This is a genomic window from Pseudomonas sp. PA27(2017) (genome assembly GCF_001945445.1).
Classification (GTDB): domain Bacteria; phylum Pseudomonadota; class Gammaproteobacteria; order Pseudomonadales; family Pseudomonadaceae; genus Aquipseudomonas.
This window is the reverse complement of the sequence record NZ_MSXW01000010.1, coordinates 1-13406: the sequence shown is the minus strand read 5'-3', so window position 1 is coordinate 13406 and position 13406 is coordinate 1. Positions and strand designations below refer to the sequence as shown.

Genomic DNA, 13406 nt, shown 5'->3' with positions numbered 1-13406 from the left:
CGCCATGGCATCACCGGCGGGGCTCCAACTACGCGGCTTAAAGTCAGGTCGGTTCCTTCCACAATCTTGGCCTTTGTTGCACTATGGGAGTCTATAAGGACTATCAACATGGACTATAGCCATGGACATAGTGCAAACATTACCCTTTAGAGTATGTCTTGTACATAGTCCAAATAATCTATATTTCTATTGAATGAACATTACTGATAGAGCCCTTCTACTAATCAGCGCGAGCAACCTCAGCGAGCTGACCCGAGCAGGCGAGACGGACTACAACCGTTGGGTGAGTATTAAGCGCGGCAGAGCGCGGGTCGGAGCTGAAGAAATAGAGATATTGGGCAAGGCTTACCCGAATTACAGATGGTGGCTGAGCACTGGGGAGGTGATGCCTGAAATCGGCCAAACGAGCCCCGAATACGACGAGGCCAATCGAACCTTGACCGGTCAAAACGCGGGATAGCGATCACTCAGGAAGTAGCTAGGCGCTGGTACGCCCGAACGACAAGGATGAAGGAATGAAAGCTGACAGGGATGATGCACCGACTCACTTCAGGCCAAGTGCCCGCAGAAGCAATGGATCAACATGGATTGTTGCGTCATTTCTGGGAAGCATCCTCACGGTAGGAATGCTCTACACCCTGAGCGCGCTTTATATGCATGACGTGGCTGACCAAATACTTAACGGCCAAAAGTCAAAGCAAGCCCCCATCGCAGAAATCACCAGATCGGCGCCCGCCGAAAAAGACTGGGACAAGATCGTTGAAGAGGTGGCGAGACGCTCAAGCGAAACGGAGCGAACTTCGCAAAGTACTCAGATTCAGCAGCCTAAACAAACTGAATACAACGCAGCAACATATCTACCGGCTCATGCAGTCAATGTGATACCTGCAACACGAGCACATCAAGTAAGAGAGACGGCGAAGAGTGCAGACAAGGTGCGCGTAACAATAATAGAACAGTCACCTAGCATGAAAGATCGCGCGTGCTGGCCTCACAAGGAAGGAAGCATAGAACGCAGAAACTGTAGGTCTGCAGTTGGGCTAAGCCACAGAGATTAACCAGCAAAGATAATAATATAAGTCAGCACAAGCAGAATAGGGAAAGCCATGAACAACAAAGTGGGCACTGAAGTTAGCGAAGATAGCAAATCAGAGAAAACACCGACTGCTTCACCTAGCATATCTGTACTAGCAGCTATAACTGCATCACTAGAACGAGACAAAGAGACTAAAGGCCACCCCTTCAAGTATCAAGTCGGTAACACATGGAATTTGAAAAACAACGTTTCTACAGAATTCGTTGAGCAAATACAAAAAAAGTTTCGAAGAAAAAATAAGTTTCACAGCTATTTTTCTGGACTACCATCTAACAAAACACCGGATGGATTAAAAAAACTAATATCAGGAGATATAGCGCTAGATGACTTAGCGGTAGAACTGATAAAAATTCTAACCATAACAGCCAATGAGTCGGAGAGTCGAAACCTTGTAGGCGGAAACATCGTGTTCATGCATTACAAAACTTTTGGCGACTATGAAGATCATGGAAGACTGATGATTGTAATGGTTGACAAAAAAGGAGCCTTTGAATTTGAAGAAGGAACCCTTCAGCCGAGAAGATTACAACCTATAGATACTGACGCATTGCGACAAGCTGCAATGTTCGATCTGACGCTATTTCTCGAGATACACCCCAAAAAAGAAGGTTCAGCGTACCTGCACTTCATCGACGGGAAGTCAAAAGCTGAGTTTTTCAAAACAGCTTTAGGGTGCGACATAAAAGTCACAAACCAGCAAAGCGTAAACAATGTGTTCGAGGCAATCAAGAAATTCTCAAATGAGAATAAACTTGGGCCAGCATTCCTGAAAAAGGTTACTGAAAAAGTTTACGAACATATTGAAAAAAATCTGGGCAAACAAGTTTCACTAGTTGAAATACAACAAGTAATAGACAAAGGCCTACCTGCAGGACACAAACTCACAGCAACATTTGCTAAATATGCAAATGAAAATGGATTTCAAATCAACTCTGTTTTTGAAGCGACACGGCAAGCTTTAGAAAAAAGCATCTCTATTAAAATCACTGATTTCAATAGCAACTATTCTGTATCGGTAAAAGCTGCATCGATAGGATACGCAGGATCGAATAAACCGGTGCAGGTAGATGACGAGCTAACTTATCTAAAAATCCCCTTAAGCGAAGCAGATAGAGAGAAAATAAAAGCTAGCATTGGAGATCACGAGAGCTCAGATGAAGACTCTAACTGAGCTTTTACAAAAGTTACCGCCCAAGGCAGAGGGCGGCTTTCTTTGCATTTACGGTAGCGAAGAAGAACTTAGAAAAGCTCACAGTGAAATTTGTGAGATTGGGTACTTGAGAGCCCAAACCATAGAAAGCCATGATGCCGAAATATATTACTTAGCTATTGAACTAGACGCCGAAGCTTGGGACAACAACTCTCCCTTTTATGAGTCAATTGAAGCTCTATGGGATGAGGCAAGGAACCATGAAAAACTCCCGGCAAATTACTATATTCTTAAAGAAAAAATTCATAGTGAGTGCGATAAAAAAGCAAAAGAAATAAAAACGATAGAGCACTATCTGAGCTGGAGACAATTTCTGACGAGTCTCAAAGACCACAGAGGCTCAGAGGGCAATGATTCAACGCTCATATACTTCATAAGCACAGACAAAGGAGCAAAGATTTACGAAGTAAACCCTAAAAAAATCAAGCTCCCTGAACTGTTGGAGCTGTGCATTACAGACAGCACGAGCGAAGATCTTGACCAACTACACAGTGCAATCAAACTTTTAGATGGTCATCAAAAAGAACGTAGAGATGTTTTAAGAACATCCCTAGCGGAATTACTTGAAGAAAACACATCAATGCCTTGGCTGATAACGCAGGGGAGTAGACTACAAAAGAAATACAAAGAAAACTACGATGTATATCTTCACAAATTCTCGGCAAATAAATTACTTACAGAAATAGAAGAAAAGTCCACTGAGTACATAACAAAAATCAACGATTCAATATCCTCAAGCCAAACAAAAGCTTTTGCAATTCCAGGAGCAGTAATTGCTGTTGCGGCACTAGCTCGAAGTGATGATATCCCATCGTTAGGAATGGTATGCTTTTCTCTATTATGTGTATGGATTCTGACCGTCATAGCCAACAGAATTCATTCTGAGGCTTACGACGCTTTAGCCGAGCAAATAAAACGTTCCCTAAAACGTTACGAAGTGATGAAAGATGAAAACGAAGTACGAGTAAGCGCAGAGGAAGCAAAAGAAAAATTACTCACCATCATAATAAAATCCAAATCAAGACTGATTTTTATAAATGACCTTGCTGCAGGTGTGTTAATCATAGGAATTATTTATGCCATCGCAAAAAACGACGAACTAAACGACTTCACAAAACAGATATTAAAATTTGCTTTCTCACAGATTAAAGACCTGAGCATTCCTTAGCGAGCTGACTCAGGCGAAAAACGATCCAACCCAAGATTGGAAAGCGTCGTGGTGTCGAAAAAGTGTCGTAAACGCTAGGCAGCAAAGGGCTACATTGGGCAGGCGTGAATAAACATACGGTGCGTATTTGCTGACGTTGAGCAAACATAGGCAGCAAAGGGCAGTAATTGAAACGGATTCAAATCCCCCCGGCTCCACCAAATAAACCCCTGATTTTCCTAGAGAAAGTCAGGGGTTTTTCTTTGTGTGTCGTAAATTAGTCGTAAGTATCTATGATTACTGCTTGCGTAAGGGCGCTCATGCTTTACCTTCACGCCGGCTGAGAAAGTGCGCGGAGGGTCGAAATTGAAGATAAACGTCGGAGAACTGAATTTCGGCGGAGTTGAGCGCTATTGCGCTGACGGTGCTATCGAAATCATCAAGGCTGAGATGGCGAAAGATCCAAAAAGTATTAATGAGCTTGTGAGATTGATCGAAGCGCACCAGTCAGATAAGCACACGCCGGGCGAGCTGAGGTATATCAAGCACCTTGCAGCGAATGCCTTAGCCAGGGCGAGAATCAGCGATAAGTAGCCGCTGAGATTCACAACGTAGGGCCGAAACGTAAAGCGTCCTGCAGATGGTCAGGAGCGAGATGCGCATACCGCATGGTCATGGCCAAGCTCGAATGACCCAGGATTCGCTGTAGCGTGACGATGTTTCCGCCGTTTTGGATGAAGTGGCTAGCGAAGGTATGGCGCAGTGCATGCGCTGCCTGCCCCTTCGGTAGCTTGATGGTCGTGCGGGCCAAGGCGCGGCGGAACGCGGTAATGGCCGAGTTTGGCTGGCCATACTCACGCCAGTGACGAATGATCCTGGCTTCAAGCTCGGCAGAGATCGGCACCGATCGTACCTTGCCGCTTTTGGTACCACTGAACGTAATCACCCGGTTACGCAACGAATGCGGCTTGAGCTTTTCGGCCTCAGACCATCTGGCACCAGTGGCCAAGCAGATCAACACGATGATTTCGACGTGCGGGTTATCGCAGCCCGAACGGATCGCCTGCAGCAACTCGGCTATCTGCTCATTAGTCAGCCAGGACAACTCACGTTCTTGGACACGCAATGGCTTAACCAGCTCCAGCGGATTCGGGTAGTCAATAACGCCCAGGCCGCGCAGCTCGTTGTACACGGCACGCAGGTAACCCAGCTCGTTATTGAGCGTCTTGGGCGAAGTGCCGGCTTCCATCCTCAAGCGCCGGTCATTAGCGTAGACATGCGGGTCGAGTCGGATGGCCACGGGATTGCGCAGACGCTTAGCAAGATAGAGCAGTTTACGCAGGCGACCGGCTGCATATCGCAGTGAGTGGCCGTGCAAGTCATACCAGAGCTGCATAAGCTCAGAGAGCCGACGTTTATCCTTGGGCCTTGGCGACCAGTCGCGCGATTCAGCTACCTTGGAGCGGCAGGTAGTTTCAAAGCGTTGAGCCTCACCCTTGGTTTTGAAGGTTCTACGAAAACGCCGGTCATGAGCGGGTTCAATGTCTACATGCCAACGGCCATCAGGAAGCTTCTTGATCGCCATCAGACCGCTCTACCCCACCGCACGTGACGCTCCTGCAGAAGATCCCGGATATGTTTGTAGAGATCGTCCTGGGTCATGTCCTTGGCGGCGTAATGATCGCGGATGACCGGCCAGCAGTCCCATTGCTGCAGGGTCTTAAACGCCTTTTTTGCGCCCACCTTTTCCCTTGCCAGCAGGCTTACGAAGTTTCCCAGGAATAGCTCCACGTTCTTGCCGGAGAAGCCACGCGAGGTCTTGTAGTAACGCTTGTATTCGGTGTCATCGAGCAGGGAGTCCACCGGCAGATCGACGCGCACGTCGTCGCGGATCAGCGTCCAGATGGGCTCGAAATATCCTGGGCGGGCCAGCAACTTGAATTGCCTCAAGCCATAGCGCCACAGGCCGTCCAGATGCCCAGCGAAGGCGGCAAAGGAGCTGGTGTCGATCAGTGCGCCGGACTTCAGGTCGATTGAGCCACTGGCGAATTGCTGGATGACCGAATGGTGATAGCGCAGCTCTACGCGCCATACATCGGCGTCAGGATCATAGTTATCGGGATCTTGTGGGTCGAAGCTGTCGCGGCGCTTCCACACGCTTTCCCAGTAGTCGAGTTTGTCGGTTGCCCGGGCTTGCTCGGTCTTGTTGTAGATCGCCAGTTGCACGCCGCTGGCCGAACCGAACATGAAGGTTTCGCCGCGACCGTAGGTGCTGGATTTTGTGGTCCAGTTGATTTCATTGATGCCCGAAATATCGCGTTGAGTGCGTGCCCGGCAGTGCATACGGGCGACCAGATCTACAGGCGGTTTCCAGCCTTGCAGATCCAGGGCGAGGTGGACTGCGCACTGGTTGATTTCACGGTGGGTCAGGACAGCCGAGGCGTAATAGTCCATGCGGTCTTGCAGGCGCTCAGGCGACAGCGCGTCGATGGCATGGGGCGAGACTTCGATTTTCAGGTGGGCGCCGATGGCGTCGATCTTGGCGTTGAAGTTCTTCACCAGCAGGATGATGCCGAGGTCAGCGTTCTGGAGCTTGTACTGGTAGCCAGAGTCTTTGCTGACACGGCCCGAGTGCCAGATCTGGTCAGCGAATTCGACCATGGCGCCGGGCTTCTCGAACAGGCACATGATCTCAGGGCGGATCAGGCCCCGATACAACTGGCGCACGGTGTCCACGCCACAGCGCAGCAGGCGTACTCGCGAAAGGTCGGTCAATGCTGCTGACGCAGCATCCATGAAGAGACGACCCGTCTTGCTCTCTGAGCCGGTTGCTCGGTCAATCCGTCGCTGGTCTTTAACGCTCATCTGTTTTTCCCTTATTGGCCAATAATGGCCACTTTCAAGCTGGTTTATCTGACGTGTTACAGGGACGTCACCGGGCGCCCGTCGCGCGCCCGGCGGTGTCACGGGCTGCGCCCAAACCACCGCCGGGCAACGCGCCGAACGAAAGATCCATCCACGGCCCCGCATCAGCCGGCATCAGCTCGTTGTGGTTCAGGGCCTGTATACGGGCGGTTATGAGCACCACAAGGTTGGTGGTGCGTACGCGGTTGGATTCGTAGCGGAAGGCGCGCCCCAGGTACGGGATATCACCGAGGATCGGCACCGCGCTGGTAGAGCGATCGGTTTGCGTCGATCGCAGCCCACCCAGGAGCACCCCCTGGCCATCCTTGAGCTGTACCCGCGTGATGATGCGGCGCGTGTTGGTGATGATGTCGGCGGCGGTGTTGTCGTCCGAGACGCTAGAGGCGGACTGGCTGACCTGCAGCTCTATCGCGTCGGCCGGCGTGATGAAGGGCGTGACCTGTAGGGTTACGCCCACATCCTGGCGCACGATGGTTTGAAACGGATCTGATGCCGGAGTGGAGCCACTGGTGGTCTGGCCGGTGATAAAGGGGACGTTCTGGCCGACGACGATGGATGCGGGTTCACGGTTGAGGGTCAGTAGCTGAGGCGTGGATAACAGGTTGCTGCTGGAGCTGGAGCGCACCGCCTGCAGGAAGGCCGAGATGGTCGGGCCGGAGAACGTGAGGCTGAAGCCCAGGTCGGAGCGATCCGAAGAACGGATGGTGCGGCCCGACAGATCGAGGCGGTTTGAGCCGGCAGCGGCATTAAGGCCCAGGGCTTCGAAGTCGTTATCCGACAGCTCAGCCACCACCGCGGTGATTTGCACCTGTCGCCGCGGTCGGTCGATTTCGGTGACCACCTCTTTGATGGCGTCGAGCTGGGGGCGCGTGGCAGTGACGATCAGGGCGTTCGAGGTGGGCGACGGTGTGACGAGTACCTGGCCGGTGGTGTTGTTCTCAGTGTTGCGGTCAGCGCGGGAAGCCAGCACATCGCGGACGGACTGTTCGGCGAAGTCGGACTGCAGGTGCTGGAGCTGAATCACCTCTGTGACCAGGACGGGCGATTCCTGAATCGGTTGTGCGCTGATGCGGATCGCGTTGGGGCTTTTGGAGTAGTGAAAGCCCGAAGACAGGACGGCGTTTTCCAAGAGCTGTTCGAGTTCCTGGGGGCCATCGAAGGTGGCGAAAATCGAGATCGGCGCCGAGCGGATATCGGAACCGACGACCACCGATTTATTCAGCATCACGGCGGCCCACTCTACGAAGTCCTGCAGGGTGGAGTCGTACAGTTCGATCTTCTCCACAGCAGCGCGGGCGAGCGTGGAAGTGAGGGCGAGCGGCAGCAGTACCAGAGAAAGCCAACGTTTCATGGCCGATTACCTGTAGACGGTGAGGGAGTCGGTACCACGCAGCAACCGCACTTCTCGCGGCCCCCGTGGATCGATGGTGATAGCGCGGGAGAGCAGATCCTCGGAGCGGATGCGCTTGCCGTCGGGATCCACGAACACATAGCGGGACTGGCCCGACATGAGCCCATAGGAGGCGATGCGGTAGCCCTCGAACTCTTCGGCCAAGGTGGCCTTTTTCTCTTCTTCTACAGCGGCTGGTTTTTCCTGTACGGCGACGCCCGGCGTACGAATCCAGGCAATAGCCGAGAACACCGGCAGCGAAACAAACAGGGTGATCAGGCCGCCCAGGAAAAAGGCGTTCACCACCCGAGTGCGGCGGAAGAATATTTTGGTGGTGCGCATGAGAAACCCCAGGTCGCGAGGTGATGCAGGAAGGCGGCGACGCCAGTAGCCGGGCGGGAGCATGGAGTACGAGCCCTTGTCGTAGTCCTTGTTGTATTCCTGGGTGGTGTCGTAATAGCTGTAGAACTCTTTGCCTTGGTAGAACCAGTCTTCAACCTTGGGTGAGTTGAACTTGGCGCCGTATTTCACGATGGCCTGATGCAGTTTCGGCAGGTTGCCTTTCCACATACCCAAGCTCAGGACACGCAGCGGCAGGCGGAACACGAAGGGAATCTTCAGCTTGTCCCAGCGGTTGATGTACACCACGTGCTCAGCGATGGATTCGCGAATCTGCTTATCGATGACGTTGACGTTTTGCACGCACAACCACAGATCCCAGCGGCGTTTGCGCAGGAACAGGAAGAACTTCAGCAGGTCGGTACGGCCACCGGAATTCCAGTCGCGGGAGTTGAGCCACACGCCGGCTTCGTCGAGGAAGATCCCGCCGAATTTCTCTTCGTCGTAGGTTTCATGGCCGAAGCCCAAACCGACCAGATCTTCAGCCGATGGCAGGTCAGGCAGGCGGACAAGGCGCGAGTACTTGTTATCCCCCCGGCAGAGCTTGTCCATCTTCACATCGACGTTGACGGCAACGCGGCGGCGGGCTTTGAGGTATTCCAGAATCTTGAGGATGCACAGCAGGGTTTTGCCAGCACCCAGCTTGCCGGTAACGATGTAGACGGCCACGGGCGATCCTCAGGTGTGGATAAACTTTTCAGTGAGGCGGTGCACCCACATGAACACCAGGGAGTGCAGGCGGGCGAACAGAAGGATGGTGATGCCCTGAGCCAAGTTGCTCGGCAGGAACATCTGGCCGAAGACGATCAGGTCAGCGGGGGCCATTTCGGTAGCGATGCGCCCGACCACCGATTCAACGGCCTTGGCGAACACGACGATGGCCGTGCCGATGGCGGCGACGATCAGCAGGAACAGCGCGACCTTGCGAAAGAGCTTGGTGATGAACTCGAAAAACGGCGCAATCAGCGGCGTGATGAATGCCAGCAGCCAGCCGTTGAAACGCTTGAACAGGTTGGGGAAGAACTTCTGCAAGAACCCTTTGATCCAGCCGAGCATCAGAAGCCTCCTTTTTCGGCTTTGGCGTTTTCAAGACGCAGGCCGGCATAGGCGATTCGCCACACGCCGATGATGGTGCCCATCCACACGATCCACTCGAGCAGGGGCTTAATGCGGCTCAGCTCACAGGCGTCCAGGCGCAGGTTGGTGTGCAGCTTTCCGGCATCGACTTTCACATCGAAGGCGGAACAGTTGCCGGCGCGAGGCAACACCTTGTCGATCATGAACACCGTGGAATAGGCCACGGTGCCGGGGCCGAACCACTCATTGCCGACGAGGTTGGGCAAGTCGCCCAAGGTGCCTTGGTTGAGTGCTTCCTGAGCTTCCAGGGAATCATTCAGGCCCTGGCCGAAGTTGCCAGCCAAGCTACCGGCCAAACCTGCAGCGGCTTCGCCGATGCTCTTATCGTCGCCGTCCCCTTCGCCGTCGTACTTCTCGCCCAGGGCATCCTCGGCAAACTCTTTGAAGGCATCGCCCAGGTTGCCCAGGGCTTTGCTGATGCCATCGAGCAGGCTGTTGGTCTTGTCGATCTTCTCGCCAAGCTTTTCTTGGTCGCCGTCGCCGGGTTCGCCCGTACCGGTATCGCCGTCGCCATCACCAGAGCCGTCACCATCACCGCCGTCGCCAGGGTTATCGGGGTCGGTTGGATCGGTGGGGTTATTCGGGTCAGTAGGATCAGTCGGCGGGCAGACTTCACCCGTGGAGGGATCGCATTGTTTGGGTGGGTCTTTTACGCAGGTAGTGCCCGACCATGTATGACCAGGGCCGCAGACCGGAGGCGGATCGGTAGGGTCTGGCGGGTCAGTTGGATCGGGCGGCGTAGTGGGGTCGGTTGGCTCACTCGGATCTTTTGGAGGTGTACCGAGGCCGGACGGAGTGTCGCCGCTTTGGCAAACCTGTCCGTTGTAGGTAGCAAGGCCCGAGCAAGCGGATATGCCTTGATCATTAGCACCGCACTCACCAGACCAGGCAGCACGGCAGCCCTGCTGGCAGATGTACTCACCAGGGAGGCTATTGCCACCGTTCGGGACGACGGCGAAGAAACTGAAGCGCTGACCTGTTAACGGCTCACACTCAACAGGAGGTGACGAGCATTTGCCGGTGACAGGATCTACGGTGGTACCCGCAGGACAGCTCAGACGAACAAGCGGCCAGATCTTGAAGGTCTGACCGATGTTGCCGTAGGCATCGCAGAATTTACGCTGCTCAGGGATGGCCGCATCATCGTAAATTCGCCAATAGGCATCGGCGTTGAACTCACCGACGAGGCGAGCGCAAAGCGCTTGAGCGGAGCCCGCACGGGAGCTCTCATCGCCATCAACTTGCCAAAAGTTGCCCTCAGCAAAAACAAACTGCCCCCACCCCATAAGGGTGAGAGCAAGTAACAGGCGGAGGCCGAAAGCCGTACGCATCAGTCGACCCCCAACCCTGTTTAGGCGCCCGCAGCGCTGAATACGCGACCGGCGATCTTGAACAGGGCCACACCACCACGGATAACGCCGAACAGCACGGCACCAGCCGCCATCAGGGTGCCGAACGCGAGCGCCAGATCGGTGAAGACTTCGAGCAGCTCAGGCGGGACGGTGATTGCAGCATTGGCGGAACCGGCAGTCAGCGAGGCCGCACCGGCAGTGATCAGAGCGAGCGATTTGCCGCCCAGTGCTTTACCGACACTGGCCTCGTTCTGTACGAGCTGGCCGCCACGAATGGCAGCTTCTTTTTTGCTTTGGTACATGAGTTGTTTCCTCAGTTGGTTGAAGCGTCGACGATTTCCTTCCAGCCCAGCCGGAAGGCCCCCCAGGACACGCCAATCCCGAGAGCACCCACAAAGAGCCCAGCGATAACGAGGTACTGCCCCCAGGTGAAAGCCATAAACCGTTACCTCTGGTGCCCGTGGATAAGGCCAAGGGCGGCGATCATCACCACGCCTTGAATGAACTGCAGGGCCCAGAGATCACCGAGGGTGACGTTGGCCAGATAGGCGTCGATTCCCATGCGGTGAGCTCCAGGCGGCCAGGGTTAGGCTTTGGCCGGGTCGGCAGGCTTGCCGGTGTTGGCAGCAGGCGCAGGGCTCGCCGTGGTACGGGCTTTGTTGTCCACGGCTTCGATATGCAGAGCGAGGTTCTTGCCCTTGTTCTGGCCGCCGCGGGCGACGTCGAAGGTGATGCGCACCAGTTGCAGAGGCTCGAACTGGGCGCCGGCCATGAATACTTCGTCGGCGGCGTCTTCAGCGATGGCCATGCCGATGATCGACAGGCCGTGTTCGGTCTTGCCGTCTGGTTCGTCGCCGTAGAAGACCTTGGCGTATTTGGTGTCATCAACTTGGGTCATCTGAGTGCCCAGGAATGCAACTTCCATAGTCGAACGTGCCATTGGGTGTTTCCTCTTTTCAGTTGCGCGTTATTGCGCGGTTTTGCCTTTCAGCAGGCCGAGCGAGTCCGTGCAGGTGAACTTCGAAGTTCAAAACCTGCAGGTGCTTATCGGTCTACCGGGGGTTAAAGCCGGGTCAGGCGTTGCCTGATCGTTTGTTCACACCAAGGGCCTTGCCCTTGTCATCCCATTTCGCCACCGTCGCCCGCGACTGGCGGTGCGCGCGGTGAACTGGCCGGGTGATCGCGTTGGCCAGTCACGGACGCCGGAGGCGACTGATTCGGCTGCCCACCACGGCGCGGGCAGAACTCACGGCGCAGCAGCAGGAAGGCGAACAACAGGCCAAGGGTCATGAAGCACAGAACCAGCAGGCAGTACGTGATCACAACGAACAGCTCAGGCGACATACACCACCCCATGAACGATTGGGCCTTGCAGGGCTTCTACGATTTCCTGCCATTCATCCACACCCCAGTTTTCCGGGATGCCTTTCTCGTTGGCAGCGTCCTGTTGGTGCTGGATGCGGCCCAACTGCTGGCTGGCCAAGGGCAACAGCTCAGCGGCTTGGGCGACGGTCAGGACGATGCCGGGCATTACTCGGTTTTCCCTTCAAGGTCAGCGAGGCGACGTTCGTTGATGTCCTGGCAGTCCCCGCAAACGATCACGTCCGGGATGTCCGCCACGTTGAAGCCCTGGCAGCTCACCACCTGGGTTTGGCCGCAGTAAAAGCACTCGCCTACAGGCATAAATCCGGTCAGGTCGTGCATGGCTCAGACTCCAGCTCGAACAGATCCCAGCGCGGGACGTAAGGCGTTGGCTTGCCGATGTTTTCCACCATGTACCAGTACCGAGGCGGGCACGGCGTTGGTGAGTGCTGGGGACAGGTAAAGCCCGAGGCCCAGCGGTAGGTACTGCTCACGTGCAGCCAGTGCCCGTTCACCAGCCGCATTTGGCCAACGACCGGAAAACAGCGCACGGGGCGGCATTGGGCGCAGCGTGGCGACAGGCTGATAGGCCCCAGTCTTTTGACATAGCAGACAGAGCAGTCGCAGTCCGGCCTGTGGGGCTGGTGCAGGTACTTTTGCATTGATCATCTGCCCTCCCCCATGGCTAGGCGAAAACCGATAGCGATTGCACCGATAGAAGCGGCCACGATTGCGGCGATTGCCTGTACCGGCACATCGACAAGCAGAGCCCAAAGACTCTTAAACAGGTGGCTGAACAGCACGCAGAAGGCCACGTAAGCCGAAAGCCAGAACAGCCAGACGCAGAGGTCTTTGAATTGCTGAACAGAGAACAGGGCAGGTGCTTTCATGCGGAAGTCCTCACGCCACGGACGCGGAACAGATCCAGGGCACGCTCAGGACGCCAGTGAGCGTACATGCTGGCAATGGTGCTGCCGACGTAAGCGTTGCAGTCCATGAGAGACGGGCCGGTGTGCACGCGGTGCCAGCGACGTTGCTTGGTCAGGCCGTGGAAGGTGCAGGTTTCGACGACGTATTGAGTCTTCATCACTCCCACTCCTCTTCCATGAGCTGCTTGGTCAGCAGTGCAACGTTCACCAGCACGTATTTGCCGATCTTCTTGGACGGCAGGTAGCCGTTGCGAATCCAGCCCCGCACGGTGTCGTGCTCGTTCTCCATGCGGATCCAGTTGGCAAACTCGCGCCATGGCATCACCGGCGGGGCTCCAACTACGCGGCTTAAAGTCAGGTCGGTTCCTTCCACAATCTTGGCCTTTGTTGCACTATGGGAGTCTATAAGGACTATCAACATGGACTATAGCCATGGACATAGTGCAAACATTACCCTTT

Annotated in this window: 19 protein-coding genes; 4 read left to right on the top strand and 15 right to left on the bottom strand. The window is 54.7% G+C overall.

The features are described from left to right. Positions 1 to 515 precede the first annotated feature (515 nt). The 4 genes from BVH06_RS25890 (at position 516) to BVH06_RS04655 (ending at position 4047) form a co-directional block, all read left to right on the top strand. Positions 516 to 1058: a hypothetical protein gene (locus BVH06_RS25890; RefSeq protein ID WP_139315516.1), complete on the top strand. Its 543-nt coding sequence runs from the start codon at positions 516 to 518 to the stop codon at positions 1056 to 1058. Positions 1059 to 1106: 48 nt separating this feature from the next. After that, positions 1107 to 2267 (top strand): nucleoid-associated protein, encoded by a 1161-nt coding sequence (locus BVH06_RS04660; RefSeq protein WP_075932789.1) that lies wholly within the window; start codon positions 1107 to 1109, stop codon positions 2265 to 2267. Next, complete coding sequence (locus tag BVH06_RS25270; RefSeq protein ID WP_139315517.1) at positions 2251 to 3474, top strand: hypothetical protein; 1224 nt, start codon at positions 2251 to 2253, stop codon at positions 3472 to 3474. Before BVH06_RS04660 ends, BVH06_RS25270 begins: the two co-directional genes overlap by 17 nt. Before the next feature lie 345 nt (positions 3475 to 3819). Continuing rightward, complete coding sequence (locus BVH06_RS04655) at positions 3820 to 4047, top strand: hypothetical protein (RefSeq protein ID WP_075933367.1); 228 nt, start codon at positions 3820 to 3822, stop codon at positions 4045 to 4047. A 10-nt stretch (positions 4048 to 4057) separates the two neighbouring features. On the opposite strand, the gene BVH06_RS04650 is transcribed toward BVH06_RS04655, so the two are convergent. The 15 genes from BVH06_RS04650 to BVH06_RS04580 all read right to left on the bottom strand — a co-directional run bounded on the left by BVH06_RS04650 (position 4058) and on the right by BVH06_RS04580 (position 13269). Continuing rightward, entirely contained in the window at positions 4058 to 5038 is a 981-nt protein-coding gene (locus BVH06_RS04650; RefSeq protein WP_075933366.1) for a tyrosine-type recombinase/integrase, read from the bottom strand. Further along, positions 5038 to 6318 carry a hypothetical protein gene (locus BVH06_RS04645; RefSeq protein ID WP_075933365.1) on the bottom strand — a complete coding sequence of 427 codons (1281 nt, stop codon included), beginning with the start codon at positions 6316 to 6318 and terminating at the stop codon, positions 5038 to 5040. The genes BVH06_RS04650 and BVH06_RS04645 overlap by 1 nt, the downstream gene beginning before the upstream one ends. Positions 6319 to 6385: 67 nt before the next feature. After that, complete coding sequence (locus BVH06_RS04640) at positions 6386 to 7729, bottom strand: type II secretion system protein GspD (protein ID WP_075933364.1); 1344 nt, start codon at positions 7727 to 7729, stop codon at positions 6386 to 6388. Between the two features lie 6 nt (positions 7730 to 7735). Then, positions 7736 to 8836 (bottom strand): zonular occludens toxin domain-containing protein, encoded by a 1101-nt coding sequence (locus BVH06_RS04635; protein WP_075933363.1) that lies wholly within the window; start codon positions 8834 to 8836, stop codon positions 7736 to 7738. A 9-nt stretch (positions 8837 to 8845) separates the two neighbouring features. Then, complete coding sequence (locus tag BVH06_RS04630; RefSeq protein WP_075933362.1) at positions 8846 to 9223, bottom strand: hypothetical protein; 378 nt, start codon at positions 9221 to 9223, stop codon at positions 8846 to 8848. Further along, the gene (locus BVH06_RS25695; protein WP_168172883.1) at positions 9223 to 10635 is read right to left on the bottom strand and encodes a hypothetical protein; all 1413 of its coding nucleotides are present in this window, start codon (positions 10633 to 10635) and stop codon (positions 9223 to 9225) included. The genes BVH06_RS04630 and BVH06_RS25695 overlap by 1 nt, the downstream gene beginning before the upstream one ends. A 20-nt stretch (positions 10636 to 10655) precedes the next feature. Continuing rightward, positions 10656 to 10958, bottom strand: a complete 303-nt coding sequence (locus BVH06_RS04615) for a hypothetical protein (protein ID WP_075933359.1) — start codon at positions 10956 to 10958, stop codon at positions 10656 to 10658. A gap of 284 nt (positions 10959 to 11242) precedes the next feature. Further along, positions 11243 to 11596 carry a hypothetical protein gene (locus tag BVH06_RS04610; RefSeq protein WP_075933358.1) on the bottom strand — a complete coding sequence of 118 codons (354 nt, stop codon included), beginning with the start codon at positions 11594 to 11596 and terminating at the stop codon, positions 11243 to 11245. A 179-nt stretch (positions 11597 to 11775) separates the two neighbouring features. Next, positions 11776 to 12000 (bottom strand): hypothetical protein, encoded by a 225-nt coding sequence (locus BVH06_RS04605; RefSeq protein ID WP_075933357.1) that lies wholly within the window; start codon positions 11998 to 12000, stop codon positions 11776 to 11778. Next, positions 11990 to 12187, bottom strand: coding sequence for a hypothetical protein (locus BVH06_RS04600; protein WP_075933356.1), 198 nt, complete (start codon positions 12185 to 12187; stop codon positions 11990 to 11992). Before BVH06_RS04600 ends, BVH06_RS04605 begins: the two co-directional genes overlap by 11 nt. Further along, the gene (locus BVH06_RS25690; RefSeq protein WP_168172884.1) at positions 12187 to 12360 is read right to left on the bottom strand and encodes a hypothetical protein; all 174 of its coding nucleotides are present in this window, start codon (positions 12358 to 12360) and stop codon (positions 12187 to 12189) included. The genes BVH06_RS04600 and BVH06_RS25690 overlap by 1 nt, the downstream gene beginning before the upstream one ends. Further along, positions 12348 to 12680 carry a DUF5447 family protein gene (locus BVH06_RS26210; RefSeq protein WP_075933355.1) on the bottom strand — a complete coding sequence of 111 codons (333 nt, stop codon included), beginning with the start codon at positions 12678 to 12680 and terminating at the stop codon, positions 12348 to 12350. The genes BVH06_RS25690 and BVH06_RS26210 overlap by 13 nt, the downstream gene beginning before the upstream one ends. Before the next feature lie 3 nt (positions 12681 to 12683). Beyond that, positions 12684 to 12908, bottom strand: a complete 225-nt coding sequence (locus tag BVH06_RS04590) for a hypothetical protein (protein ID WP_075933354.1) — start codon at positions 12906 to 12908, stop codon at positions 12684 to 12686. After that, positions 12905 to 13105 carry a hypothetical protein gene (locus BVH06_RS04585; protein ID WP_256575126.1) on the bottom strand — a complete coding sequence of 67 codons (201 nt, stop codon included), beginning with the start codon at positions 13103 to 13105 and terminating at the stop codon, positions 12905 to 12907. The genes BVH06_RS04590 and BVH06_RS04585 overlap by 4 nt, the downstream gene beginning before the upstream one ends. After that, positions 13105 to 13269 carry a DNA-binding protein gene (locus BVH06_RS04580; protein WP_172140312.1) on the bottom strand — a complete coding sequence of 55 codons (165 nt, stop codon included), beginning with the start codon at positions 13267 to 13269 and terminating at the stop codon, positions 13105 to 13107. The genes BVH06_RS04585 and BVH06_RS04580 overlap by 1 nt, the downstream gene beginning before the upstream one ends. Positions 13270 to 13406: the final 137 nt, after the last annotated feature.

Bases quoted from the DNA above. Each gene is read 5' to 3' on its own strand.
- BVH06_RS25890 (WP_139315516.1), top strand. From the start codon at position 516: ATGAAAGCTGACAGGGATGATGCACCGACTCACTTCAGGCCAAGTGCC.
- BVH06_RS04660 (WP_075932789.1), top strand. From the start codon at position 1,107: ATGAACAACAAAGTGGGCACTGAAGTTAGCGAAGATAGCAAATCAGAG.
- BVH06_RS25270 (WP_139315517.1), top strand. From the start codon at position 2,251: ATGAAGACTCTAACTGAGCTTTTACAAAAGTTACCGCCCAAGGCAGAG.
- BVH06_RS04650 (WP_075933366.1), bottom strand. From the start codon at position 5,038: ATGGCGATCAAGAAGCTTCCTGATGGCCGTTGGCATGTAGACATTGAA.
- BVH06_RS04645 (WP_075933365.1), bottom strand. From the start codon at position 6,318: ATGAGCGTTAAAGACCAGCGACGGATTGACCGAGCAACCGGCTCAGAG.
- BVH06_RS04640 (WP_075933364.1), bottom strand. From the start codon at position 7,729: ATGAAACGTTGGCTTTCTCTGGTACTGCTGCCGCTCGCCCTCACTTCC.
- BVH06_RS04630 (WP_075933362.1), bottom strand. From the start codon at position 9,223: ATGCTCGGCTGGATCAAAGGGTTCTTGCAGAAGTTCTTCCCCAACCTG.
- BVH06_RS25695 (WP_168172883.1), bottom strand. From the start codon at position 10,635: ATGCGTACGGCTTTCGGCCTCCGCCTGTTACTTGCTCTCACCCTTATG.
- BVH06_RS04615 (WP_075933359.1), bottom strand. From the start codon at position 10,958: ATGTACCAAAGCAAAAAAGAAGCTGCCATTCGTGGCGGCCAGCTCGTA.
- BVH06_RS04610 (WP_075933358.1), bottom strand. From the start codon at position 11,596: ATGGCACGTTCGACTATGGAAGTTGCATTCCTGGGCACTCAGATGACC.
- BVH06_RS04605 (WP_075933357.1), bottom strand. From the start codon at position 12,000: ATGTCGCCTGAGCTGTTCGTTGTGATCACGTACTGCCTGCTGGTTCTG.
- BVH06_RS04600 (WP_075933356.1), bottom strand. From the start codon at position 12,187: ATGCCCGGCATCGTCCTGACCGTCGCCCAAGCCGCTGAGCTGTTGCCC.
- BVH06_RS25690 (WP_168172884.1), bottom strand. From the start codon at position 12,360: ATGCACGACCTGACCGGATTTATGCCTGTAGGCGAGTGCTTTTACTGC.
- BVH06_RS26210 (WP_075933355.1), bottom strand. From the start codon at position 12,680: ATGCAAAAGTACCTGCACCAGCCCCACAGGCCGGACTGCGACTGCTCT.
- BVH06_RS04590 (WP_075933354.1), bottom strand. From the start codon at position 12,908: ATGAAAGCACCTGCCCTGTTCTCTGTTCAGCAATTCAAAGACCTCTGC.
- BVH06_RS04585 (WP_256575126.1), bottom strand. From the start codon at position 13,105: ATGAAGACTCAATACGTCGTCGAAACCTGCACCTTCCACGGCCTGACC.
- BVH06_RS04580 (WP_172140312.1), bottom strand. From the start codon at position 13,269: ATGCCATGGCGCGAGTTTGCCAACTGGATCCGCATGGAGAACGAGCAC.